Annotated in this window: 21 protein-coding genes; 12 read left to right on the plus strand and 9 right to left on the minus strand. The window is 75.6% G+C overall.

What is annotated here, in order from left to right:
- The first annotated feature begins 46 nt into the window (after window positions 1-46).
- From ACFPBZ_RS10115 to ACFPBZ_RS10130, 4 genes are all read left to right on the plus strand, one after another.
- Window positions 47-835 (plus strand): hypothetical protein, encoded by a 789-nt coding sequence (locus tag ACFPBZ_RS10115; protein ID WP_378035912.1) that lies wholly within the window; start codon window positions 47-49, stop codon window positions 833-835.
- A gap of 77 nt (window positions 836-912) precedes the next feature.
- On the plus strand, window positions 913-2,079 hold the full coding sequence (locus ACFPBZ_RS10120) for an alpha/beta hydrolase (RefSeq protein WP_378035913.1): 1,167 nt from the start codon (window positions 913-915) through the stop codon (window positions 2,077-2,079).
- A gap of 84 nt (window positions 2,080-2,163) precedes the next feature.
- Window positions 2,164-2,901, plus strand: a complete 738-nt coding sequence (locus ACFPBZ_RS10125; RefSeq protein ID WP_378035914.1) for a methyltransferase domain-containing protein — start codon at window positions 2,164-2,166, stop codon at window positions 2,899-2,901.
- Between the two features lie 24 nt (window positions 2,902-2,925).
- On the plus strand, window positions 2,926-3,927 hold the full coding sequence (locus tag ACFPBZ_RS10130; protein ID WP_378035915.1) for an endonuclease/exonuclease/phosphatase family protein: 1,002 nt from the start codon (window positions 2,926-2,928) through the stop codon (window positions 3,925-3,927).
- A 3-nt stretch (window positions 3,928-3,930) separates the two neighbouring features.
- Here the strand turns inward: ACFPBZ_RS10130 and ACFPBZ_RS10135 are convergent, their stop codons facing one another.
- Window positions 3,931-4,605, minus strand: a complete 675-nt coding sequence (locus ACFPBZ_RS10135) for a TetR/AcrR family transcriptional regulator (protein WP_378035916.1) — start codon at window positions 4,603-4,605, stop codon at window positions 3,931-3,933.
- A gap of 83 nt (window positions 4,606-4,688) precedes the next feature.
- Between ACFPBZ_RS10135 and ACFPBZ_RS10140 the strand changes: the two genes are divergently transcribed.
- Window positions 4,689-6,056: an MFS transporter gene (locus tag ACFPBZ_RS10140; protein ID WP_378035917.1), complete on the plus strand. Its 1,368-nt coding sequence runs from the start codon at window positions 4,689-4,691 to the stop codon at window positions 6,054-6,056.
- Window positions 6,053-6,862: an NAD(P)H-binding protein gene (locus ACFPBZ_RS10145; RefSeq protein WP_378035918.1), complete on the plus strand. Its 810-nt coding sequence runs from the start codon at window positions 6,053-6,055 to the stop codon at window positions 6,860-6,862. The genes ACFPBZ_RS10140 and ACFPBZ_RS10145 overlap by 4 nt, the downstream gene beginning before the upstream one ends.
- 4 nt (window positions 6,863-6,866) lie before the next feature.
- Here the strand turns inward: ACFPBZ_RS10145 and ACFPBZ_RS10150 are convergent, their stop codons facing one another.
- The 4 genes from ACFPBZ_RS10150 to ACFPBZ_RS10165 all read right to left on the minus strand — a co-directional run bounded on the left by ACFPBZ_RS10150 (window position 6,867) and on the right by ACFPBZ_RS10165 (window position 11,237).
- Window positions 6,867-7,916 (minus strand): phenylacetaldoxime dehydratase family protein, encoded by a 1,050-nt coding sequence (locus tag ACFPBZ_RS10150; protein WP_378035919.1) that lies wholly within the window; start codon window positions 7,914-7,916, stop codon window positions 6,867-6,869.
- A gap of 558 nt (window positions 7,917-8,474) precedes the next feature.
- Entirely contained in the window at window positions 8,475-9,263 is a 789-nt protein-coding gene (locus ACFPBZ_RS10155) for an SDR family NAD(P)-dependent oxidoreductase (RefSeq protein ID WP_378035920.1), read from the minus strand.
- Window positions 9,264-9,317: 54 nt separating this feature from the next.
- Entirely contained in the window at window positions 9,318-10,574 is a 1,257-nt protein-coding gene (locus ACFPBZ_RS10160; RefSeq protein WP_378035921.1) for an ATP-binding protein, read from the minus strand.
- Entirely contained in the window at window positions 10,575-11,237 is a 663-nt protein-coding gene (locus ACFPBZ_RS10165; RefSeq protein ID WP_378035922.1) for a response regulator transcription factor, read from the minus strand.
- A gap of 68 nt (window positions 11,238-11,305) precedes the next feature.
- Between ACFPBZ_RS10165 and ACFPBZ_RS10170 the strand changes: the two genes are divergently transcribed.
- Complete coding sequence (locus tag ACFPBZ_RS10170) at window positions 11,306-12,553, plus strand: MurT ligase domain-containing protein (RefSeq protein ID WP_378035923.1); 1,248 nt, start codon at window positions 11,306-11,308, stop codon at window positions 12,551-12,553.
- Window positions 12,550-13,290 carry a type 1 glutamine amidotransferase gene (locus ACFPBZ_RS10175; protein ID WP_378035924.1) on the plus strand — a complete coding sequence of 247 codons (741 nt, stop codon included), beginning with the start codon at window positions 12,550-12,552 and terminating at the stop codon, window positions 13,288-13,290. The genes ACFPBZ_RS10170 and ACFPBZ_RS10175 overlap by 4 nt, the downstream gene beginning before the upstream one ends.
- Here ACFPBZ_RS10175 and ACFPBZ_RS10180 read toward each other — a convergent pair.
- A complete protein-coding gene (locus ACFPBZ_RS10180; protein ID WP_378035925.1) occupies window positions 13,256-14,161 on the minus strand; it encodes a LysR family transcriptional regulator in 906 nt (301 codons plus the stop codon). The two genes, ACFPBZ_RS10175 and ACFPBZ_RS10180, sit on opposite strands and share 35 nt — an antisense overlap.
- Window positions 14,162-14,281: 120 nt before the next feature.
- Here ACFPBZ_RS10180 and ACFPBZ_RS10185 point away from each other — a divergent pair, with 120 nt between their 5' ends.
- Window positions 14,282-15,499: an MFS transporter gene (locus ACFPBZ_RS10185; RefSeq protein WP_378035926.1), complete on the plus strand. Its 1,218-nt coding sequence runs from the start codon at window positions 14,282-14,284 to the stop codon at window positions 15,497-15,499.
- A gap of 183 nt (window positions 15,500-15,682) precedes the next feature.
- Here ACFPBZ_RS10185 and ACFPBZ_RS10190 read toward each other — a convergent pair whose 3' ends face one another.
- Together ACFPBZ_RS10190 and ACFPBZ_RS10195 are read right to left on the minus strand one after the other, a co-directional pair.
- The gene (locus ACFPBZ_RS10190; protein WP_378035927.1) at window positions 15,683-16,093 is read right to left on the minus strand and encodes a TIGR03668 family PPOX class F420-dependent oxidoreductase; all 411 of its coding nucleotides are present in this window, start codon (window positions 16,091-16,093) and stop codon (window positions 15,683-15,685) included.
- Between the two features lie 5 nt (window positions 16,094-16,098).
- On the minus strand, window positions 16,099-16,926 hold the full coding sequence (locus tag ACFPBZ_RS10195; RefSeq protein ID WP_378035928.1) for an LLM class F420-dependent oxidoreductase: 828 nt from the start codon (window positions 16,924-16,926) through the stop codon (window positions 16,099-16,101).
- Between the two features lie 47 nt (window positions 16,927-16,973).
- Here ACFPBZ_RS10195 and glsA point away from each other — a divergent pair, with 47 nt between their 5' ends.
- Complete coding sequence (gene glsA / locus ACFPBZ_RS10200; RefSeq protein ID WP_378035929.1) at window positions 16,974-18,083, plus strand: glutaminase A; 1,110 nt, start codon at window positions 16,974-16,976, stop codon at window positions 18,081-18,083.
- Window positions 18,084-18,107: 24 nt separating this feature from the next.
- On the plus strand, window positions 18,108-18,869 hold the full coding sequence (locus ACFPBZ_RS10205) for an SDR family NAD(P)-dependent oxidoreductase (protein WP_378035930.1): 762 nt from the start codon (window positions 18,108-18,110) through the stop codon (window positions 18,867-18,869).
- A gap of 60 nt (window positions 18,870-18,929) precedes the next feature.
- Here the strand turns inward: ACFPBZ_RS10205 and ACFPBZ_RS10210 are convergent, their stop codons facing one another.
- Window positions 18,930-19,727 (minus strand): helical backbone metal receptor, encoded by a 798-nt coding sequence (locus ACFPBZ_RS10210; RefSeq protein ID WP_378035931.1) that lies wholly within the window; start codon window positions 19,725-19,727, stop codon window positions 18,930-18,932.
- Window positions 19,728-19,809: 82 nt separating this feature from the next.
- Here ACFPBZ_RS10210 and ACFPBZ_RS10215 point away from each other — a divergent pair, with 82 nt between their 5' ends.
- Entirely contained in the window at window positions 19,810-21,168 is a 1,359-nt protein-coding gene (locus ACFPBZ_RS10215; RefSeq protein WP_378035932.1) for a wax ester/triacylglycerol synthase domain-containing protein, read from the plus strand.
- The last annotated feature ends 10 nt before the right edge of the window (window positions 21,169-21,178 follow it).

Genomic DNA, 21,178 nt, shown 5'->3' on the forward strand with positions numbered 1-21,178 from the left:
TCACCGAGGTCGTTTCGTCCGGCTACGTGCCGGGCATATCCTCTTGGTGACCAAGATGATTTCCCGAGCCACCACCCTCGATCGGGTGCGGGCCGGGGCGGTGCTGCTGACCGCCGTCGTCCAGTTCGTCATCGGCTCGATCGGTGGATCGGGAGCGTTCGGTCGGCCGATAGGGGAGGTCTCGGCGGCCAACGAGACCCCGATCGTCCCGGCGGGCGGTGCCTTCGCCATCTGGGGCGTGATCTACACCTGGGTGCTGGTGCTCGCGGTCCGCCAGGCCCTGCCCTCGCAGTGGGCCCGCCCCGAGCACCGGGCGACCGGCTGGTGGCTCGTGCTCGCCGCCGTGGCCAACGCGACGTGGATCGTCCTGTTCTCCTCGCTGCTCGTCGGCTGGGCCGAGGTGGCGATCATCGTCCTGCTGGTCTCGCTCGCCGTGGTGATGGCCCGGCTGGCGACGTTCCCCGCGACCGTCGCCGACCGGTGGACCCTGCACGCCCCGATCGCCTTCTACACCGGCTGGGTCAGCGTCGCGACCGTCGTCGGCACCGCCGCCACCGGCGCGTGGGCGGGGCTGCCGTCCACCGGGGCGGTCGCGGTGATCCTCGGGATCGTGATGGTGCTGGTCACCGGCCTGATCGCCGCGGCCGTCGCGACGGCGGGCCCGGCCCCGGTCGCCTACGCGGCGTCGGTGGTGTGGGCGCTCGGCGGCATCGTCGTCGCGGGCCGGCCCGTGCTCGTCGTGATCGCGGCGGTGCTGGCCGCGGTGGTCGTCGTCGCGGCCGTGGTCCGGCGGGTGCTCCGGTCCCGCGAGCGCCTGGCGGCCGCGTTCGGCTGACGCGCCGGGCGCGAGCGGCCGACGACCTCACTCCGGCTGGGGGCGCCCCCGCAACCGCGACGCGCGAAGATCAGCGAGTGACCCTCCTGACGATCGGCCGCGTGGTCCTCGGGGTCGTCGGGTGCCTGCTGGCGGGGGCGCTCGTCGTCGTGGTGCTGGGGTCCTTCGTGCCGCGGACGCCCGTGGTGGGGTTCCTCGGGTCGTTCGTCTCCGGGCAGTACCCCCTGCACGCGGCGCTGGGCGCGGTGGTCGGCGTCGTCGCGGGGGCCGGGCTGCTGGCGCTCGGGGCCATCCGGACCGGCGTCGTCGTCACGGTGGTGGCCGTCCTGGCGGTCGTCGGGACCCTCACCGTCCTCGGCGCCCAGCGCGCCACCGCCCGCGCCGAGGGCGTGACCGTCGACTGGGGCCTCACGCTCACCGCCCTCGACCAGTCCGGGGCGTCGCCCGACGAGACGGTCGAGTACCAGCCCGGGCTCCACCTCGACCTCTACCTGCCGCCCGGACCCGGGCCGCACCCCGTGATGGTGTGGGTCTTCGGCGGGAGCTGGGTGCGGGGGACGACCGCGGACCGGGCCCGGGCGAACCGCTGGTACGCCGACCACGGGCTCGCGGTGGCCGCCGTGCAGTACCGGCTCCCCGCCGACCCGGCCCTCCCGGGCTCGACGCTGGGGGAGGCCCAGCGGCACGACGTGGCCCGCGCGATCGCCTGGGTGCGGGGCCCCGGCACCGCCCGCGGGCTCGACCCGGGCGCGGTGGTCCTCGGGGGACAGTCGGCCGGGGCGACCCTCGCGCTCTCCACCGCGGCGGCCCTGTCCGGGACGGCCGGCGCCTCGCTGCCCGGGGGCGCGACGACCGGCCCGCCCGTCGCCACGGTGGCCTTCTACCCGGTGGTCGACATGCGGCAGGTGGCCCCCGGGCTGCAGGACGCGGTGTTCGGGGGCCCGACCGCGCAGCACCAGGGGCTCACCCGGGCCGCCTCGCCGGGCGACCTCGTCGACCCCCGGCTCCCGCCCACGCTGCTCGTGCTCGGCGCCGCCGACAACTTCATCCGGGCCGACCTCGTCCGCGCCTTCGACGCGCAGCTCCGCGCGGCCGGGGTGCCGGGGCGGCTCCTCCAGGTGCCCTACGCCGACCACGTCTTCGACCACCCCTACGGCTCCCCGGGTGCGCAGGTCGCCCGCCCGGCGGTGCTGGCCTTCGCCCGGGAGCACACAAGATCCGACGTTGACCCGTCCGGGCGCTGACGAGGGACGGGGCCGTCGCGTTGCATGGTCGACGTGACGGAGCGTCGAGAAGACATCCACCGTGTGTTCCACGACGTCGGGCGCGTGCCCTCCCCACGCCCCGCCGTCGAGTTCCTGCGGGCCGCCGACGCGATGGGGCCGATCGCCGCCTACCGGGCCCGGATGCGCGGGCACCTCGCGCCCGCGGCGGGGGAGACGGTGCTCGACGTCGGCTGCGGGCTCGGCACCCACGCCGCCGCCATCGCGGCCGAGCGGGCCGCCACGGGCGTCCCGGGACCCGTCGTCGGGCTGGACCGGCAGGCGATGATCGACCAGGCCGGCGACCACCCCGGGGTCGAGTGGCTCGCCGGGTCGGCCGAGGCGCTGCCGCGCGACGACGACTCGGTCGACGCCGTGCTCGCCGAGCGGGTGCTCATGTACGTCGACGACGTCCCGGCGGCGGTCGCCGAGATGGCGCGGGTGCTGCGCCCGGGCGGGCGGGTCGCGCTGTTCGAGCTCGACTACGCGGCCATGGTGCTCGGCGGCGACGCGAAGATCGCCGACGAGGTGCTCGCCGTGGTGTGCGGGACCGTCTCCTGCGACCGGATGGGCCGGTCGCTGGGTCTGCTGCTGACCTCGGTGGGCCTCCGGGTGGTCGAGCAGGTGCCCGTGGCGCTGCCGATCCCGCCGCCGGTGTGGGCCGCGGCGGTCCGCGCCCCGGTGGACGACGCGGTGGCCGACGGCCGCCTCGACCCGGAGCGGACCGCGCAGTGGCTCGCCGAGCTGGAGGCGCCGGGCGCCTACCCGGGCTCGGTCACGGGGGTGCTGGTCTGCGGGGTGTGACCATCGGTCGGCCATGATCTCCCGGTGCGCCGTGCCCTCCCGATCGTCGCGGGCCTCGTCGTCGGGGTGGTCGTCGCCCTCGCGGTCCTGCTGCCCGGCTACGTCGGGCTCGACCGCGCCACCCCGTTCACCCAGCTCGCGGCCCTGACACCGCCGCTGCTCGTGGTGGTGATGGCGTCGGCGTTCGTCGGCCGGTTCGCCGGGGTCCTCGTGCGCCGGAAGGGCCCGCCGCTCGACGAGCGCCGGCCCCGGCTGTTCGCCGTGGGCTTCGCGGCGATGATGGGAGCGGCCGTCGTCGGGCTGACCACCGCCGGCATCGTCGGGAGCCGGCTGCTCGCAGACGACCCGCCCCCCACCCCGCCCGGGAGCCCGGAGCTCGCGGTGCTGAGCCTCAACGTCGACCACGGCGGGGCCGACGTCGCCGCGGTCGCCGCGCTCGTGCGGGAGCGGCGCGCCGACCTCGTCGTGCTGCCCGAGGCGGGCGACGCCTACCGCGCCCGGCTGCTGCCCCTGCTCCCCGGCTACCGCGGGTACAGCGCCCCGGCCACCGAGGACGGGGGCTCGACGACCCTGCTGAGCACCGTGGACTTGCGGGTCACGCCCACGAGGGGGGCCCTCTTCGGGTCGCTGGAAGCGACCCTGCCCGACGGGACGCGGCTCGTCGCGGTGCACACCGCGGCGCCCGTCCCGGGGCAGGTCCCGCTCTGGCGCGCCGACCTCGAGCGCCTCGTCGCCCCGCACTGCGCGGCCCCCGGGGGCGCGGCGGTGCTGGTCGCGGGCGACCTCAACGCCACCGCCGACCAGCGCGCGTTCCGCGCCGCGGCGGGCGGGTGCACCGACGCGCTGCCGTCGGTCGGGGCCGGGACCGTGGCGACCTTCCCGACGAACCTCCCGCGCTGGTTCGGCGTGCAGATCGACCACGTGCTCGTGAACGGCGGACCCACGGTGACCGACGCGGAGGTGCTCGACGTCCCCGGCACCGACCACCGCGCGCTCCTCGCCCGCATCGTCGTGCCGGGGCGCTGAGGCTCAGCGGCGGGCGAGCCCGTCGACGAGCACCTCGAACGCCCAGCGCAGCCGCTCCTCCCCGCCGCCGCGCGTGAGCACCGGGGCGAGCGCGGCGATCGTCGGGAAGCGGGCGGGGTCGACGGAGCCGTAGGTCGCCGTGATCCGCGCGACCTCCGACTCCTCGGTGCGCCCCTGCCACTCGGGCGAGCGGTACACGGCCTCCTCGTAGCCCGCGGCCGAGGTGACGAGGGAGAGCAGGTCGACCCCGTAGGCGCACCCCTCGTCGCTCACCCCGCCGCTGCGGAGCAGCCGCAGCACCTCCTCGGCGTACCGCATCGCGTTCGGGCCGGTCGGGACCCGCCCCAGCGCCACCGAGGCGATCCCGCCGTGGCGGCCGAGGACCGCGACGGTGCGCTCGAGCAGCAGGATCAGGCGGTCGCGCCAGTCGCCGTCGGCCTCGCCCGGCAGCTCGACCTCCCCGAGCACCCGGTCGTGCACCAGCTCGAAGAGCTCGGCCCGGTCGGCGACGTAGACGTAGAGCGACGCGGGACCGGTCTCGAGCGCCTGGGCGACCCGGCGCAGGCTCACGTTGTCCATCCCGTGCTCGTCGACCAGCGCCAGGGTGGTCCCGACGATGCCCTCCAGCGTCAGGTCGGGCTTGGCCGGGCGGGACCGGCGGGATGTGGTCGGGGGCACCGGGTGAGCCTACCGCTTGACGAATGCTGTTCGCGACGTACGGTGTTCGTCACGAACAGCATTCGTTATCTTGGAGGTGCACCGTGGACCGTCCCCCGTGGCGCTGGTGGTTGCTCGGGGTCGTGATCGCCGCCGAGGTGATGGACCTGGTCGACACCACCGTGATGACCGTCGCCGCGCCGTCGGTGCAGCGCGACCTGGGCGGTGGCCCGGCCCTGCTGCAGTGGCTCACCGCGTCGTACACGCTGGCGTTCGGCGTCCTGCTCGTCGTCGGCGGGCGGCTCGGGGACCGCTACGGACGCCGGCGGCTGTTCCTCGTCGGGGCCGTCGGCTTCACCGCGGCCTCCGCCGCCTGCGCCCTCGCCCCCGGCGCGACGCTGCTCGTCGCCGCGCGCCTCGCGCAGGGCGGGTTCGGGGCGCTGATGATCCCGCAGGGTCTGGGCGTGCTGACCGCGGTGTTCGACGACGAGGAGCGCCCGACGGCCTTCGGCACGTTCGGGCCGGTGATGGGGCTGTCCGCGGTCGCGGGGCCGGTCGTCGCCGGGGTCCTGACCTCCCTCGACTGGCGGTTCGTCTTCCTGATCAACCTGCCGGTGGGGCTGGCCGTCATCGCCGGGGCGCTGCGCTGGATGCCCCGGGACGCCCCCGACCCCGCGGTCCGTCTCGACTGGCTCGGCGCGGCCCTGGTGGCCGCCGGCTGCGGCCTCCTCGTCCATCCGCTGATCCAGGGGCCGGAGTCGGGATGGCCCGCGTGGTCGTTCGCCCTGCTCGCCGGCGCGGCCGTCGCCCTCGTCGGCTTCGCCTGGCGCCAGCGGCGCGCCGCGCACCCGATCGTCGTCCCGTCCCTGCTGCGCTCCCGGACCTACGTGGCCGGGCTCGGCACCGTCGTCGTGTTCACCAGCGGCATGGGCGGCCTGATGCTCGTCTACGGCCTGCACCTGCAGCTCGACCTCGGCGCGTCGCCCCTGGTCGCCGGACTCGGGACCGCGCCGGTCGCCCTGGGGATCGCGGTGTCGGCCGTCGCGACGCCCGTGCTGACCCGGCGACTCGGCCGCTCGGTCCTGCTCCTCGGGCTCGGGGTCGAGGCCCTCGGGGCGCTCGGTCTGGCCGCGGTCGCGGCCGCGGCGGGGGGCGTGCCCGCCCTGGCGGGCCCGGCCCTCGTCGTCGGCCTGGGGCTCGGCGCGGTGTTCGGGCCCCTGTTCTCCACGGTGCTCTCCGGCCTGCGGCCCGACGAGGTCGGCAGCGCCTCGGGCTCGCTCGAGGCGGTCCAGCAGATCGGGACCGCCGTCGGCGTGGCGGTCCTCGGCACCGTCTACCTCACGACGACCGGGTCGGCCGGCCTGGCCGCGGCCGCCCTCGTCGTCGCCGTGCTCGCCGTCCCCGCCGCCCTCTGCGTCCTCGCCCTCCCGGCGGGGAACTCCACCACCACACCCCAGGAGGCCCTCGCATGACCGTCCTCGTCACCGGCGCCCGCGGCGCCGTCGGCTCGTCCGTCCTCGCCGGACTGCGGGCGGCCGGTGTCCCCGCCCGGGCGGCCGGTCGCGATCCGGAGACGCTCCCCGAGGGCGACCGGGTCCTGCTCGACCTCGCCGACCCGTCGTCCTTCGGCCCCGCCCTCGACGGCGTCGACCGGGTGTTCGTCTACGTCCCGGACGACCTCCGCCCCTTCGCGGAGGCCGCCGCGGCCGCCGGGGTGCGGCACGCGGTGCTGCTCTCCTCGGAGGCGGTGCTCCTCGAGCCCGAGCCGGAGCCCGGCGGGATCGCCGCGCACCACGCCGACGCGGAGGCCGCCCTGCGCGGGGCGGGGATCCCGACGACGGCCCTGCGTCCCGGGGCGTTCTGCGGGAACGTCCGCCAGTGGTCGGCCGGTCTCGAGGCGGGCGTCGTCGACCTGCCGTACCCGCGGTCGGCCACCGCGCCGATCGACGAGCGCGACATCGCCGACGTCGCGGTGGCGGCCCTGCTCGCCGACCCCGCCGACGAGTCCCCGCACCTCACGGGGCCGGAGTCGCTGACCCTGGCCGACCAGGTCGGGGTGATCGCCCGGCACCTCGGCCGGGCGGTCGAGGCGCGGGCGGCCGATCCCGACGAGGTCCGCGACCGGATGGCGCGGTTCATGCCGGCGCCGATGGTCGACTCGCTCTTCCGGTACTGGCGCGCCACCGACGGCGTGGCCGCCCCCGTGACCGACGAGGTCGGGCGCCGCAGCGGGCACCCGGCGCGGACGTTCGGCGACTACGTGGCGGAGCGCCTCTGAGGAGTCACTCCACGGTCAGCAGGGTCGGCGCCCAGGGGAGCAGCCCGGTCGTCGGGACGCAGTTGACGTACTCGGAGCGGGCGGTGCGGGGCAGCACCACCACCTCGTGCCACGTGACCACCGACCGGGCGTCGCCCCAGTGCCGCTTCGCCTCGATCGCGTGCTCGTAGATCGCGAGGTGGGTGTGGTGGCTCGCGGCCCACTCCTCGAGCTCGCCGAGGCTGTGGAAGTGCCCCAGCACGGAGGTCTCGCGCCGCGGCGCGAGGGAGGCCGGGTCGAGGGAGGTGAGGATCCGCAGGCTCAGCGTGCCCGTGTCGGCCGGGTTGTCGCGGAGGTGGGCCATGCCGGTGAGCAGCTTGGACTGCAGGTTGTGCTCGTAGTCGACCAGCTGCTCGCCCTCGGCGGGCTCCCAGAACTGGCCCGAGCGGATCACCGCCATGTCGTGGCCCGACTCCACCCGCAACCGGCGCCCTCGCGAGGCGACGTCGTCGCGCCGGACCTGCTTCCCGACCGGCTCGAGCGGGTCGATGGCCGACACCGGGAACCGGTCGCGGGCGGCGCCGAAGTACCCGTTGGTCGTCATGGGCTCCCGGGCGGTCCCCGCGCAGCCGCCGAACCCGAACTCCCAACGGGGGTCGGAGTAGATCGTCTCGAACCGGTCGGGGTGGCACTGGAGCACCTCGTGCCACGCGCCGAAGCCGACGTCGGCCGGGTCGAGGCGGGAGAACCAGCCGGGCAGCGGGGCGTCGTGCAGCCAGCGCTCGTGCGCGGTCGGGTCGGTGAAGTAGGCGAGGTGGACGAGCTCGACCGTCCCCTCGGGCCCGGTCGCGACGAGGAGCTCGGTCGACCCCGGCCCCGCCGCGCTCGCCCGGGCCAGCTCGAGGAAGCGGTCCTCGTCGGGACCGCCGCGGGCCGGCAGCTGGATCGCGAGGTAGTCCGCGGTGAGCAGCGAGGTGGGGGCGTCGAGGACGAGCGTCCAGCGCGGGGCGCGCGGTTCGTGGCCGGGCGGGCGCCGCGCCGGCAGGACGCGGGGGTACTCGACGCTCCAGGTCATGCGCCGATCCTCTCCTCCTCCCGGACCCCGGACCAGCCCTGCGGGTGGTCCGGCGCGCGCCGGGGTCACCGGCGGTCGTCGGGAACGGCGGGACGTCGACCGGGCGCGGCGACGCAAGCCCTTGACCAGGGCCGACACGCACGTGGGTGCGGGGACCGAGCGTGAACGGCGCCCGAACGACGGGCGAACGGAGCCGTTGACAGACGGCCGATGCTGAGTACGTTCAGGGGTGTCGATGTGGTCTTGATCACACGGTGTGAGCCCACGTACCGAGAGTCCGTGTGGATCGATCCCACGACGGCGGCCCGAGTTCCGACGAGGAGGCAGGTGACCGTTTGACCGCAGGGACCAGCCCGTACTCGACCGGCTCGTGCCGCTCGACGGACACCGGCCGCCCGTAGCCCGAGAGGCACGGCCGCGGCGACGCCGAGAGAGCGCAACCCCACGAGCGGTGAGCCGCGAGAAGTGCGGGTCCCGAACCAGAACCCCTTCGAAGACCACGACGGCGTCACCCCGAACTGCAGGGGGTGGCGCCGTCGTGGCGTTCCCGGAGTCGTTTCAGTAGTGCACGACCCCCGGCTGGCCCCCGCCGGCGCCCAGGGAGTCCCCGGTGACGGCCACCGCCCGGGGCGAGGCCAGGAACGTCACGACGTCGGCCACCTCGGCCGCCGTGATGATCCGGCGCAGGCTCGTCGTCGCCTCCAGGCCGGCCCGCACCTCGTCCTCGCTGACGCCGCGCTTCGCGGCCTGGTCGGCGAGCATCGCCGGGATCCGCTCGGTGTCGGTGATGCCGGGGTGGACGCACGTGACGTTGACGCCGTGCGGGCCGAGCTCGTCGGCGAGGTTGGCGGTGAGCGCCGCGACCGCGACGTTGCGGATCGTCCCCGCGATCGACCCCGTCTTCCGGGCGTTCAGCCCGCTGATGTTCACGATCCGCCCCGAGCCCTGGTCGATCATCGAGGGCGCCACGGCCCGGGCGCACCGCAGGTAGCCCATGACCTTGGTGTCGAACTCGACCTGCACGGCCTCGTCGGTGAGGTCCACCAGCGACGGGATCGACGCCCCGCCCGCCGGGCGCGCCGCCGCGTTGACCAGCACGTCGACCCCGCCCCACGCGTCGGTCACGGCGGCGACCATGGCGCGGACCGCGGCGTCGTCGGTGGTGTCCGCCGTCAGCTCGAGGGTCTCCCCGTCGATCGTCGCGGCCGCCGTCGTCAGGTCGTCCGCCGTGCGCGCCACGAGCGCCACCCGGGCGCCCTCGGCCGCGAGCGCCTGCGCGCACGCCAGCCCGATCCCGCGTGAGGCGCCGGTGACGATCGCCCGTGCTCCTGCCAGTCCCAGATCCATGGGCGGTGCCTTCCCGGAAAACGGGGGCAGCACGCCGATCGGGAACGGTCGGGGTCAGTCCGGGGCGGACGGCAGCAGCAGCGTGACCGTCGTCGGGGAGGTCGAGCGCACCCGCAGCCGCCCGCCCTGGGCCTCGGCGAGCCGGCGGGCGAGCACGAGGCCGATCCCGTGGCCGGCCCCGAGCATCGCCTCGTCCGCCGCCGTCCCCTCGTCCGCCACGTCGACCGCGACCGCGGGCCCGACCTCGCGCACCGTCACGGTCACCGCGCCGGTCCCGTGGACGACCGCGTTCTCCAGCAGCACCGCGAGGATCTGGCGGACGGCGGCCTCGGCGGCGAGGGCGGACGCCTCCGCCTCCACGACGACCGACAGGGTGCGGCCCCCGGGCACCCCGTCGGCCCGCACCTCGGCGACGACGCGGGCGGCCAGGTCGGCGACGTCGAGCTCGGTCCGGGCCGTGCCGACCGGCTCCCGGGCGAGGGCGAGCAGCTCGGTGACGGTGCGGTCGAGGCGGTCGGCGGCCTCCAGCGCGTCCGCGAGCCCGGCCGACCCCGGGGCCTTCGCGGCCGCCTCCTCGAGGCGCAGCCGCAGCCCGGCGAGCGGGGTCCGCAGCTGGTGGGAGGCCTCGGCGGAGAACGCCCGCTCGCGGGCGAGCAGGTCGTGCAGGCGGCCCGCGGTCCGGGCGAGGGAGTGGTGCACCGCGTCGATCTCCGGCACGGCGCCCGCGGGCGGCGCGGAGACGGTGAAGTCGCCGTCGCCGAGGCGGGCCGCGTCGGTGGCGAGCACCTCGAGGGGCGCGGAGAGCCGGCTCGCGAGGCGGCGCGCGACGAGCCGGGTCCCGGCGACGGCCGCGACGCCGAGCAGCACCATCACCGCCCAGGTGACGGCGGTGCGCTCCACCGCGTCGGCCTGCTCGCGCGAGGCCCGCAGCACCCCGACCCGCCGGTCGCCGTCGAGCACCGGGACGGCGACGAGGAACTGCCCGCCGCTCCCGGTGCGCACCACCCGCCCGGTCAGCGCCCCCGCGAGGGCCGGCTCCAGGCGGTCGGGCCCGTCGCCGGTGACGCGCCGCCCGTCGAGGCCGTAGACCGCGGCCGGGCTGTCGGCCGACACCGGGGACACGTCGGCGGGCACGTCGCCGGCCGTGAGGACCGGGGCGATCCCGTCGGCCGCCGCCTGCGCGTCGCCCTCGAGGTCGCTCTGCTCGTCGACGACGTAGTACCGCGCGGCCCCCACCGCCAGCGGCAGCCCGAAGACGGTGATCGCCACCATCGAGACGACCACCGCGAACCGGACGATGCGGGCGCGCACTCAGCCCCGCTCGAGCCGGTACCCGTGCCCGCGCACCGTCGCGATCGCCGGGCCCGGCCCGAGCTTGCGCCGCAGCGCCGCGATGTGGACGTCGAGGGTCTTCGTCGAGCCCGACCAGTGCTCGTCCCACACGTCGCTCATCAGGGCCTCGCGCGTGACGACGACGCCGGGCTCGGCCGCCAGCCGCGCCAGCAGGTCGAACTCCTTGGCCCGCAGCGCCACCTCGCGGCCCTCCCGGCTGACCCGGCGGGCCGAGCGGTCGACGGTGAGCCCGCCCAGCACGATCCGGTCGCCGCCGCCCGCCCCGGCGCGGCGCAGGTGGGCGCCCACGCGGGCGGCGAGCTCGGTGAAGCGCACCGGCTTGGTCAGGTAGTCGTCCGCGCCGGCCTCCAGGGCCTCCACGACGTCCATCTCGTCGGCCCGGGCCGTGACCACCACGACGACCGCGTCGGGGTGCTCGAGGCGCAGCCGCCGGCACACCTCGGTGCCGTCGAGGTCGGGCAGGCCGAGGTCGAGCAGGACCAGGTCGGGCGGGTCGGCGGCACGGACCGGCACCGAGGACCCGTCGGGGAAGGCGCGGACCCGGTGGCCCTCGGCCTCCAGCCGCGAGGCGAGCACCCCCCGGATCGTGTCGTCGTCCTCGACGACCCACAGCAGCGCCACAGCGCAGGAGGCTACGTCTGCGGCCCGTCTTGCCGACCGTTAACCCGACCCCGCGCAGCATCGTCGCCGTGACCACCGAACTGCCGTGGCGGGCGCGGATCGCGGTCGGTCTCGCGCGCGTCGTCGGCACCGTCGCCCGCCGCGCGGGACGGCACGGCTCGGTCCTCGGCGGGCGGGTCGCGACCCTGCTCGACCGCCGCGTGCTGCACCGCCTTGCGGCCGGCCGCACGGTCGTCCTGGTCACCGGCACCAACGGCAAGACCACGACGACGTCCATGATCGCCCGCGTCCTCGGGGGCGGCGCGGCGACCAACCACCTCGGCGCCAACATGCCCGACGGGATCACCACGGCGCTGCTCGACCACCCGGCGGCCCGGGTCGCGGTGATGGAGGTCGACGAGTCCTACCTCGCGGAGGTGGCGGCCGCGACGGCGCCGCGGGTCGTCGTCCTGCTCAACTTCAGCCGCGACCAGCTCGACCGCGTCGGCGAGGTGCGGACCGTGGCGCGGCGGGTCGGCGACGCGGTGGCGGCCCACCCGGGAGCGACGGTGGTCGCGTTCGCCGACGACGTCCTCTGCGCCGGGGCCGGGCTGCGTGCCGCCCGGCCGCTGTGGGTCTCGGCCGACCCCGCCCGGTGGGCCGGGTCCGCCCGCTGGACCGGGGACGCCGGCGTGTGCCCGCGCTGCGACGCCGCCGTCGCCCACGCCGGGGCGCGGTGGACGTGCCGGGGCTGCGGGCTGACCCGGCCGCCCGCCGACTGGGTGCTGCACGACGACGGCCCGACCGTCACCGGCCCCGACGGCACGTCCACCCCGCTCGAGCTCGCCCTCCCCGGGCACGCCAACCGGCTCAACGCCACCTTCGCCCTCGCGGTGGGCGCCGAGCTCGGCGTGGAGCCCGCGGTCGCGGCGGCCCGGCTGCGGGGGCTCGAGCAGGTCGGCGGTCGCTACCGGACCGTGTCGCGCCCGGGCGGGAGCACTCGGCTGCTGCTCGCGAAGAACCCGGCCGGCTGGGCGCAGGTGCTCGACCTGCTCGCCGACGGCCCGCCCCGGCCCGTGGTGGTCGCGGTCAACTCCCGCGAGGCCGACGGCCGGGACGTCTCCTGGCTCTGGGACGTCCCCTTCGAACGCCTCGCCGGGCACCCCCTCGTCGTCGCCGGGGAGCGGGCCGCCGACGTGTCGGTCCGCCTGGCCTACGCCGGGGTGGCCCACCGGGTGGCCGACGACGCCGTGGCCGCGACCCGCGACGTCGTCGGGCCGGTGGACCTCGTCGGGAACTACACCGCCTTCCACGACGCCGCGCGGGGTCTGTCGTGAGCGACGTCGACGTCGTCCTGCTGCTGCCCGAGGTGCTCGGCACCTACGGCGACGCCGGCAACGCCGCGGTGCTCGCCGCCCGGCTGCGGTGGCGGGGGATCGGGGCGCGCGTGGTCACGGTCGGCTGGGCCGACGCGGTGCCCGCGGACGGCGACCTCTACGTGCTGGGCGGCGGGGAGGACGCCGCGCAGGTCCTCGCCGCCGACCGGCTGCGCGACTCGATCGGCCTGCGCCGGGCCCTCGGCCGGGACGCCCCGACGCTCGCGGTGTGCGCGGGCCTGCAGGTCCTCGGCCACTGGTTCACCGTCGCCGACGGCTCCCGGGTGGCGGGCCTCGGGGTGCTCGACGTCGAGACCCGGCCCGGCGGCGGACCGCGCCGGATCGGCGACGTGCTGGCCGACCCGCTCGTGCCGGGTCTCGCGGGCCCGCTGGCGGGGTTCGAGAACCACGGCGGCGTCACCACCCTCGGACCGGGCGCCGCCCCGCTCGCCCGGGTCCGCGGCGCCGGCGCGGGGAACGGCACCGCCGACCGCGCCGAGGGCGTGGTGGGCGGCGGCATCGTCGGGACCTACCTCCACGGACCCGTCCTCGCCCGCAACCCCGCGCTCGCCGACCTCCTCCTCACCCGGGCCGTCGGGGAGCTGCCGCCGCTGCAGGTGCCCGACGGGATCCCGACGACGACCGCGGCCCGCCTCGGCCCCGTCACCCCAGACGTGCGGCGACGTGCGGGGGCATGAGCACCGCGCGCCGGGAGACCAGGGCGACGAAGCGCGAGGTGAGCGCGTCGGGCTCGGCGCCGGTGGTGGCCGCCAGCTCGCGGGTGATCGCGGGCACCGGGCGGGCGATCCGGCCGCCGAACGACGACGGCACGATCCCGGCCGGCACCAGCGCCGGTCCCAGGCCCGCCGCCACCAGCAGCGGGGCCATCGCCGTCTGCTCGGTGCGCACGGCGGCCCGCGGGTGGAACCCGGCGTCGCGGGCGGCCCGGTCGAGCTCCCCGGCCAGCCCGTGGTCGGCCGCGTACTGCACCCACGCGACCTCGGCGAGCCGCTCGAGCGCGATCTCGCCGCTCCGTGCGTCGGGCCCGCCGGTGGGCGGGAGCAGCACGACGAACTCCTCGGTCCCCAGCACCCGCACGCGCCCGCGCCAGCCCGGCGGGGTGGGGCCCACCGCCACGTCGGCCTGCCCGGCGGCGGTCGCCGCGGTCAGCCCCTCCGTGGTGCGGTGCTCGTACAGGCGCACCGTGACGTCGGGGTGCTCGGTCCGCCACTGCGTGAGCACCCCCGGGAGCAGGCCGAGCCCGGTCGAGTAGACGGTCCCGATCCGTAGCTCCCCGGCCCCGGTCCCGACGACCGCCCGGGCCGCCGTGGTGCCCCGGGCCGCGGCGTCGACGGCCGCGCGGGCGTGGGGGAGCAGCGCCCGCCCGGTGGGGGTGAGCGTGACGGTGCGGGGGAGCCGGTGGAAGAGCGAGGCGCCGAGCTCCGACTCGAGCGCCGCGATCTGCTGCGACAACCCGGGCTGCGAAACCTGCCGCTGCTGGGCGGCCCGTGTGAACGAGCCCTCGTCGACGACGGTGAGGAAAGCCTCGAACTGTCGGAGCGTGGGCATCCCACCAGGATAGACAAGCTGACCTTATGGACTGACATCCTCTGCTTCTTCGACTTATGGCAAAGACGGGCCAACTCTGGATCGAGTCGTTGCTGGATCGATCCCGTTGGAGTTCTCCCCGTGTTCCGTCGTCCTTCCGCAGGGCTCGCGCTCTTCGCCCTCGCCGTGGGCACCTTCGGCATCGGGACCACCGAGTTCGTGCTCATGGGTCTCCTGCCCGAGGTCGCCGCCGGGCTCGGTGTCACCGTGTCCCAGGCCGGTCACCTCATCTCCGCCTACGCCCTCGGCGTCGTCGTCGGGGCGCCGCTGCTCGCCGGCGCCGGCGTCGCCTTTCCCCGCCGCCAGGTCCTCATCGCGCTGATGGGCACCTTCGCCGCGGGCAACCTGCTCTCCGCGCTCGCCCCCGAGATGGGCTCGCTCCTGCTCATCCGGTTCGTGACGGGCCTGCCCCACGGCGCGTTCTTCGGCGCCGCCTCGGTCGCGGCCGCCTCGATGGTCCGCCGCGAGAAGCGCGCCACCGCCGTCTCCCGGGTGTTCCTCGGCCTGACGATCGCCAACGTCGCCGGGGTCCCGCTCGGCACCCTGCTCGGCCAGGCGCTGGGCTGGCGGGCCACCTTCGCCGCGGTCGGCGTCATCGGCTTCCTCGCGATCGCCGCGGTGTGGGCGTTCGTCCCCGACGCCGCCCCCAGCGGTGGGGGCAAGGCCGCCCTGCGCTCCGAGGTCGGGGCGCTGCGCCACCCGCAGGTGCTGCTCTCGCTCGGCGCCGTGGTGTTCGGGTTCGGCGCCATGTTCGCCTGCTACTCCTACGTCACCCCGATGCTGACCCAGGTCGGCGGCTTCTCCCCGGCCACGGTGACGCTGCTGCTCGCGGTCGTCGGGCTCGGCATGACCGCCGGCTCCGTGCTCGGCGGGCACCTCTCCGACCGGGCGCCGCTCAAGACCCTCTGCGGCTGCCTGGTCGCGCTCGCCGTGGTGCTCGTGACCTTCCCGCTGACGATCTCCACCCCGGCCCTCGCCGTCGCCTCGCTGTTCGGCGCCGGGATGTTCTCGCTCGCCCTCGGACCGGCCATCCAGACCCGGATCATGGACATCGTCGGCGACGCCCCGACGATGGCCTCGGCCGCGATCCAGTCCGCCTCCAACGTCGCCAACTCCCTCGGCGCCTGGCTGGGCGGGATCGTCATCGCGGCCGGCTTCGGCCTGCTCGCCCCGTCGCTCGTGGGCGCGATCCTCGCCGTGGCCGGGCTCGTGGTGCTCCTGGTCAGCGGCGGGCTGCAGGTCCAGGCCCGGCGGGAGCGCACCCGCGACGACGTGCCCGCGGAGCCGGTCCCGGCCTGACCGTCGTCAGGGGCCCCGGGGTGCGCTGCGCGCGCTCCGGGACCTCTGGCGTGTGTGCGGGCTGCCCCGAGCATGATCACGATCTCAGTGGCGACACGCCCAAGCGACGAGGCGACACGCCGCAGAACTCGTGATCATGTTCCCCGGCGGTGCCGAGATGTGCGCACGAGGACCCGGCGCTCGTCAGGACGCCGACCACCCCGACCAGCGGGTCACCGTCACCTCGATGACCGGCCCCTCGGGCGGGTCGGCGAGGTGCTGCGGGTAGCGCGCCCCGAGGGCCGCCCGGGCCTCGTCGAGGGCCGCGGCGTCATGGCGTACCACGGCCGAACCGTCGGCGCGGGCCCACCACAGGGCGGACCAGTCCTCGTCGTACCCGTCGGCCAGCAGGCACACGGCGGGGTGGTCGGCGACGTTGCGCAGCCGCTTCAGGTCCCGGGTGCTCTTGGGCTTCTGGTCGATCGCCACGAGCACCCGGTCGCCGGCCACCGCGAAGACGACCGGGACCAGGTGCGGGTCCCCGGTCGCCGACACGGTGGCCAGCCGGGCGACGCGCGACGCCGCGAACCGGCGCCGCGCATCGTCGGGAAGCACGCGATTCAGCCCGAGACCAGCGGGGCCAGCTCGTCGAGCTCCTTCAGCACGGTGTCCCGGTCGCCGCTGGAGACCCCGTAGATGGCGCGGTCGAGGCCGATGCGCCGGTAGCCGTCGAGGGCCTCCTGCGAGGTCTCGGCCCCGAACAGCGACATCGGGATGCGGCCGCGCCCCGCGTCGGCGGCCCGCTGCTGCAGGGCGTCGGCGCGGGCGGCGAACTCGTCGATGTTGTCGGGGCCCACGCGCTGGGGCAGCCACTCGTCGCCGAACTCGAGCACCCGGTCCTCGACGCCCGGGCCCATGCCGCCGACGATCACGGGCGGGTGGGGCTGCGTGAGCGGCTTCGGGTAGGCCCAGGAGTTCTCGAACTGCACGAACTCGCCGTCGTAGGAGGCCTCCTCCTGCGTCCACAGCGCCTTCATGGCCTTGACCTGCTCGCCCATGCGGCGCATGCGGGTCTTCGGGTTGGTGCCGTGGTCGGCCATCTCCTCGCGGTTCCACCCGGCGCCGATGCCGAAGAGGAAGCGGCCGCCGGAGAGCCGGTCGAGGGAGGCGACCTCCTTGGCGGTGTGGATCGGGTCGCGCTGGATGACCAGGCAGATGCCCGTGGCCACCTTCAGCGTCGTCGTCGCGCAGGCGGCGACCGTCAGGGCGACGAAGGGGTCGTAGGTGTGGACGTACATCCGGGGGAGGTCGCCGCCGCCGGGGTAGGGCGACTGCCGGGCGACCGGGATGTGGGAGTGCTCGGGGAACCACAGCGAGTCGAAGCCGCGGTCCTCCACCTCTTTGGCCAGCGTGGCCGGGTCGATGGCGTAGTCGGTCGGGAACATCATGATGCCGTGGTCCACAAAAGGGGGGTTCCCCGCCGTGACGACCCGCCATGCCGCAGGCCATCATGCGCATCGTGTCCTGGGACGAGACGCTCACCGAGCAGGAGAAGCGACGCGCGCGCGAGCAGCTCGAGCAGCTGCTGGAGCGGCAGGCGAGGTTGGGCCACTCCGACGTCGTCACCTACTACCCGCCCGAGGCGATCGCCCAGCGCGACCTGTTCGCCCTGGCCGGGACGCACGTCGACGGCACCCAGTGGGAGGTCGGTGACTGCGACCACCGCTTCCCGCTCCAGTCGATCTCGAAGGTGTTCACCTACGCGCTCGCCCTCGAGGACAACGGCCGCGAGGCGACGCTGACCCGCGTCGGCGTCGAGCCCAGCGGCGACCCCTTCAACGCCCTGGAGTTCGACCAGGTCAACCGCCGGCCGCACAACCCCATGGTGAACGCGGGCGCCCTCGTGGCCGCCGACATCCTCGGCGGGGCCGACGTCGAGGAGAAGGTCGGCCGCCTGCTGGAGCGGATGCGGATCTACGCCGGGAACCCCGACCTGGACGTCGACCAGGAGCTCCTCGAGGCCATGCTCGCCGACGCCGACCGCAACCTCGGCATCAGCTACTACATGCGCTCGCTGGGGATGCTCGTCAGCGAGGTCGAGGACATCCTGCGGGTCTACCTCTCCGCGTGCTCGGTGCACGTCACCACCGCGGAGCTCTCCGAGATGGGCGCCACGCTCGCGAACGGCGGGCTGAACCCGCGGACGGGGGAGCGCGCCATGGCGCGGACGTACGTGCGCGACGTGATCGGCGTGATGTTCACCTGCGGGATGTACGACGCCGCCGGCCAGTGGGCCAACGACGTCGGGATCCCGGCCAAGAGCGGGGTGTCGGGCGGGATCATGGCCGCGATCCCCAACCAGGTCGGTCTCTCGGTGTTCTCGCCCGGCCTCGACATGCACGGCAACTCGGTGCGCGGCATCAACGTGTTCCGCGAGCTCTCCGACCGCTTCGGCCTGCACATCTTCGCCGACCCCGAGGAGACCCGGCTCGGCCGCCTCGGCGGGCGGGTCTGGCCCGAGCCGGAGCCCGAGCCCGAGCCCGGCGCGCTCGACCCCGAGCCGCAGCCGGTGGAGGAGGAGGTCCCCGTCGCGATCGAGGCGTAGGCGCGATTCGTCTACGGTGCCGCCGTGGGCATCCTCGATCGCTTCCGTCTCGACGACCGCGTCGCCGTCGTCACCGGCGCCTCCTCCGGGCTCGGCGCCGTGTTCGCCCGGACCCTCGCCGAGGCGGGGGCCGACGTCGTGCTCGGTGCCCGGCGCATCGAGAAGCTCGACGACACGCGCGCCGCGGTCGAGGAGGCCGGCCGGCGCGCGCTCGCCGTCCGCACCGACGTCGCCTCCCCGGACGACTGCCGCACGCTGATCGACGCGGCGATGACCGAGTTCGGGAAGGTCGACGTCCTGGTCAACAACGCCGGCGTCGGCACCGCGGTCCCCGCGCTCAAGGAGACCCCGGAGCAGTTCCGCGAGGTGATCGACATCAACCTCAACGGCTGCTACTGGATGGCCCAGGCCGCGGCGCAGGTCATGGAGCCCGGGAGCTCCATCGTCAACATCTCGAGCGTCCTCGGCCTGACGACCGCCGGCCTCCCGCAGGCCGCGTACTCCGCGTCCAAGGCCGGGCTGATCGGCCTGACCCGCGACCTCGCCCAGCAGTGGACCCCCCGCCGGGGCATCCGCGTCAACGCCCTCGCACCCGGCTTCTTCACCTCCGAGATGACCGACAGCTACGCCGACGGCTACCTCGACGCGCAGCTCCCGCGCATCCTCGCCCGCCGCGTCGGCGACCCCGAGGAGCTCGCCGCCGCCCTCGTGTTCCTCTGCTCCGACGCCGGCTCCTACGTCACCGGCATCACGCTGCCGGTCGAGGGCGGTCTGCTGACCTCGTGAGGTGCCGGAGGCCTGTGAGCCCTATCGGCGTGCTCCCCTTGTTCCGTGTCCAGGCACGGATCAGTGCTCACCGGCCTGGAGGGCACCTGGCAGCGTCAGGGCCGCCTCGAGCAGGCTCGGCCCGTACCAGGTGAGCAGCCGGCCACTGACGAGCACCGACGGCGCGTCGAACGCCTCCGGGCCGTCGTCGGCGGTGAAGCGGTAGGGCTCGTCGGGGAGCACGACGAGGTCGTGGTCGGGCAGGTCCGCGAGGTCGAAGCGCGGGTAGCGCTCGGCCCCGGGCCCGCCGTCGGCCAGGGCGTTGTCGACCCCGAGCCGGTCGAGCACCGCGCCGGTGAACGTGTCGCACCCGACCGCCATCCACGGCTTGCGCCAGATGGGCACCAGGGCCGTGCGGCGGTCGTCGTCGGGGACCTTCGCGATGCCGGCCCACGCCTTCTCCGCGCCCTCCAGCCAGGCCGGGCGCTCCAGTCCGCATGCCGCGAGCATCCCGTCGAGGCTCGCGAAGGCGCCGTCGACCGAGCGGATGTCGGTGACGTAGACCGGGATGCCGGCCGCGCGCAGGGCCGCGATGTGCTCGGGCTTGTTCTCCTCCTCGTTCGCGACGACGAGGTCGGGCGCGAGGTCGACGATCGCCTCGACGTCGGGGTTCTTCGTCCCGCGGATGCGCAGCGGGGGGTTCGCGACGACCTCGTCGAGGTCGGTGGGGTGGGTGCACCAGTCGGTGACGCCGACGAGCAGGGCCGGCTCGGTCACCCCGATGGCCTCGGTGAGCGACGGGACGAGGCTGACGACGCGGCGGACCTTCTCGGGGACCTCGACGGTGGTGCCCTGGTCGTCGACGGGAACGCTGCTCATGGTCACCAGTCTGCCGGGTCCCCCCGCGGGGCGACCCAGGTCACCCGGTACCGTGCGTACCTCACACTTCGGAGGGACCACGATGGACCGCTGGGCGTCCGGGATCGACACCGCGTGGCTGCAGCTCGAGCAGGACACCAATCGGATGGTCGTGCACGGCCTGCTGTTCTGCGACGGCGTCGTCGACCTCGACGACCTCCGGGCGCGGGTCCGCGAGCGCTGGGTCGACGTCTACCCGGGGTTCCGCCAGCGGCCCACCTGGCCCACCGGTCCGCTCGGGCCGGCCCGGTTCGTGGACGCGCCGCCCGACCTCACCGTTCACGTCACGACGATGGCGCTGGCGGCGCCCGGGGACGACCAGGCCCTGGCCCGTCGGATCGGCGAGCTCATGTCGACCCCGCTGCCGACCGACCGGCCGTGGTGGCGGATCGAGGCGATCACGGGGTACGACGGGACTGCGGTGCACGTCGCGATCCACCACGGACTCGCCGACGGCGTCGCGCTCAACCACCTCTTCCACGCGTTGGCCGACCCGGTCTCCGACCCCCGGACCCCCGCCGCCTACGTCGACCCACCGCAGCCGGGCCGGGCGGCGCACGACGTCCACCTCTTCCGGCGCGAGGTCCGCGAGCGCGTGTCGTCCCTCTGGGCGACGGTGCGGCGGTCGCGCACGCCGGAGGGGGCCTCGGAGCTCGGCGCGACCGGCCGCGCGATCCGGAACTCGGCCGCCCTGCTGGCCAGCCCGCCGCGCGAGAAGCCGTCGCCGCTGCAGGGCCGGCCCGGTGTCCGCAAGGGTGCGCGCTGGACCCGCGAGGTCCCGCTCGACGTCGTCAAGGATGCGGGCAAGGCCGCGGGCGGCAGCGTCAACGACGTGCTCTGCGCGGCGATCGCGGGGGCGCTGCGCCGCCATCTCGGCGACGACGTGCCGAGGCTGCGGGCGGTGATGCCGACCAACCTGCGCCCGCTCGACCGCCCCGTCTCCGTCGAGCTGGGCAACGAGTTCGGCCTCGTGCTGCCGCCCCTGCCCACCGACGAACCGGATCCGACGCGGCGCATCGAGCGGATGCACCACACGATGGCCACGATCAAGCGCACCAACCAGGCGCTGGCCAGCTTCACCGGGATCGCGGCGGCCGGACTCGGCACCCGCGCCCACACGCAGAAGCTCGTCGCGCGCTACGCCCGGGCGGGGTCGCTGATCATCTCGAACGTCCCGGGGCCGCTCGAGGAGCTGACCATCGGTGCGGTGCACGTCCGCGACCTGATGTTCTGGGTCCCGTGCTCGGCCCGTCTCGGGCTCGGGGTCTCGATCCTGTCCTACGCGGGGCGGGTGCGGCTCGGGATCGACGCCGACCTCGGGCTGATCGGCGGCGAGGAGGGTCTCGACCGGTTCGCCGAGGGCCTCGACGCCGAGCTGGACGCGTTGCGGTCGCCGGGCTGAGGTGGAGGTG

It is taken from the genome of Actinomycetospora atypica (assembly GCF_042653685.1).
In the GTDB taxonomy this organism is placed as follows: domain Bacteria; phylum Actinomycetota; class Actinomycetes; order Mycobacteriales; family Pseudonocardiaceae; genus Actinomycetospora; species Actinomycetospora atypica.

What these genes read in the sequence shown, in the direction of transcription:
- ACFPBZ_RS10145 (WP_378035918.1), top strand. Translation starts at nt 6,053, where the DNA reads ATGACCGTCCTCGTCACCGGCGCCCGCGGCGCCGTCGGCTCGTCCGTC.
- ACFPBZ_RS10150 (WP_378035919.1), bottom strand. Translation starts at nt 7,916, where the DNA reads ATGACCTGGAGCGTCGAGTACCCCCGCGTCCTGCCGGCGCGGCGCCCG.
- ACFPBZ_RS10155 (WP_378035920.1), bottom strand. Translation starts at nt 9,263, where the DNA reads ATGGATCTGGGACTGGCAGGAGCACGGGCGATCGTCACCGGCGCCTCA.
- ACFPBZ_RS10180 (WP_378035925.1), bottom strand. Translation starts at nt 14,161, where the DNA reads ATGCCCACGCTCCGACAGTTCGAGGCTTTCCTCACCGTCGTCGACGAG.
- ACFPBZ_RS10195 (WP_378035928.1), bottom strand. Translation starts at nt 16,926, where the DNA reads ATGATGTTCCCGACCGACTACGCCATCGACCCGGCCACGCTGGCCAAA.
- glsA (WP_378035929.1), top strand. Translation starts at nt 16,974, where the DNA reads ATGCCGCAGGCCATCATGCGCATCGTGTCCTGGGACGAGACGCTCACC.
- ACFPBZ_RS10210 (WP_378035931.1), bottom strand. Translation starts at nt 19,727, where the DNA reads ATGAGCAGCGTTCCCGTCGACGACCAGGGCACCACCGTCGAGGTCCCC.
- ACFPBZ_RS10215 (WP_378035932.1), top strand. Translation starts at nt 19,810, where the DNA reads ATGGACCGCTGGGCGTCCGGGATCGACACCGCGTGGCTGCAGCTCGAG.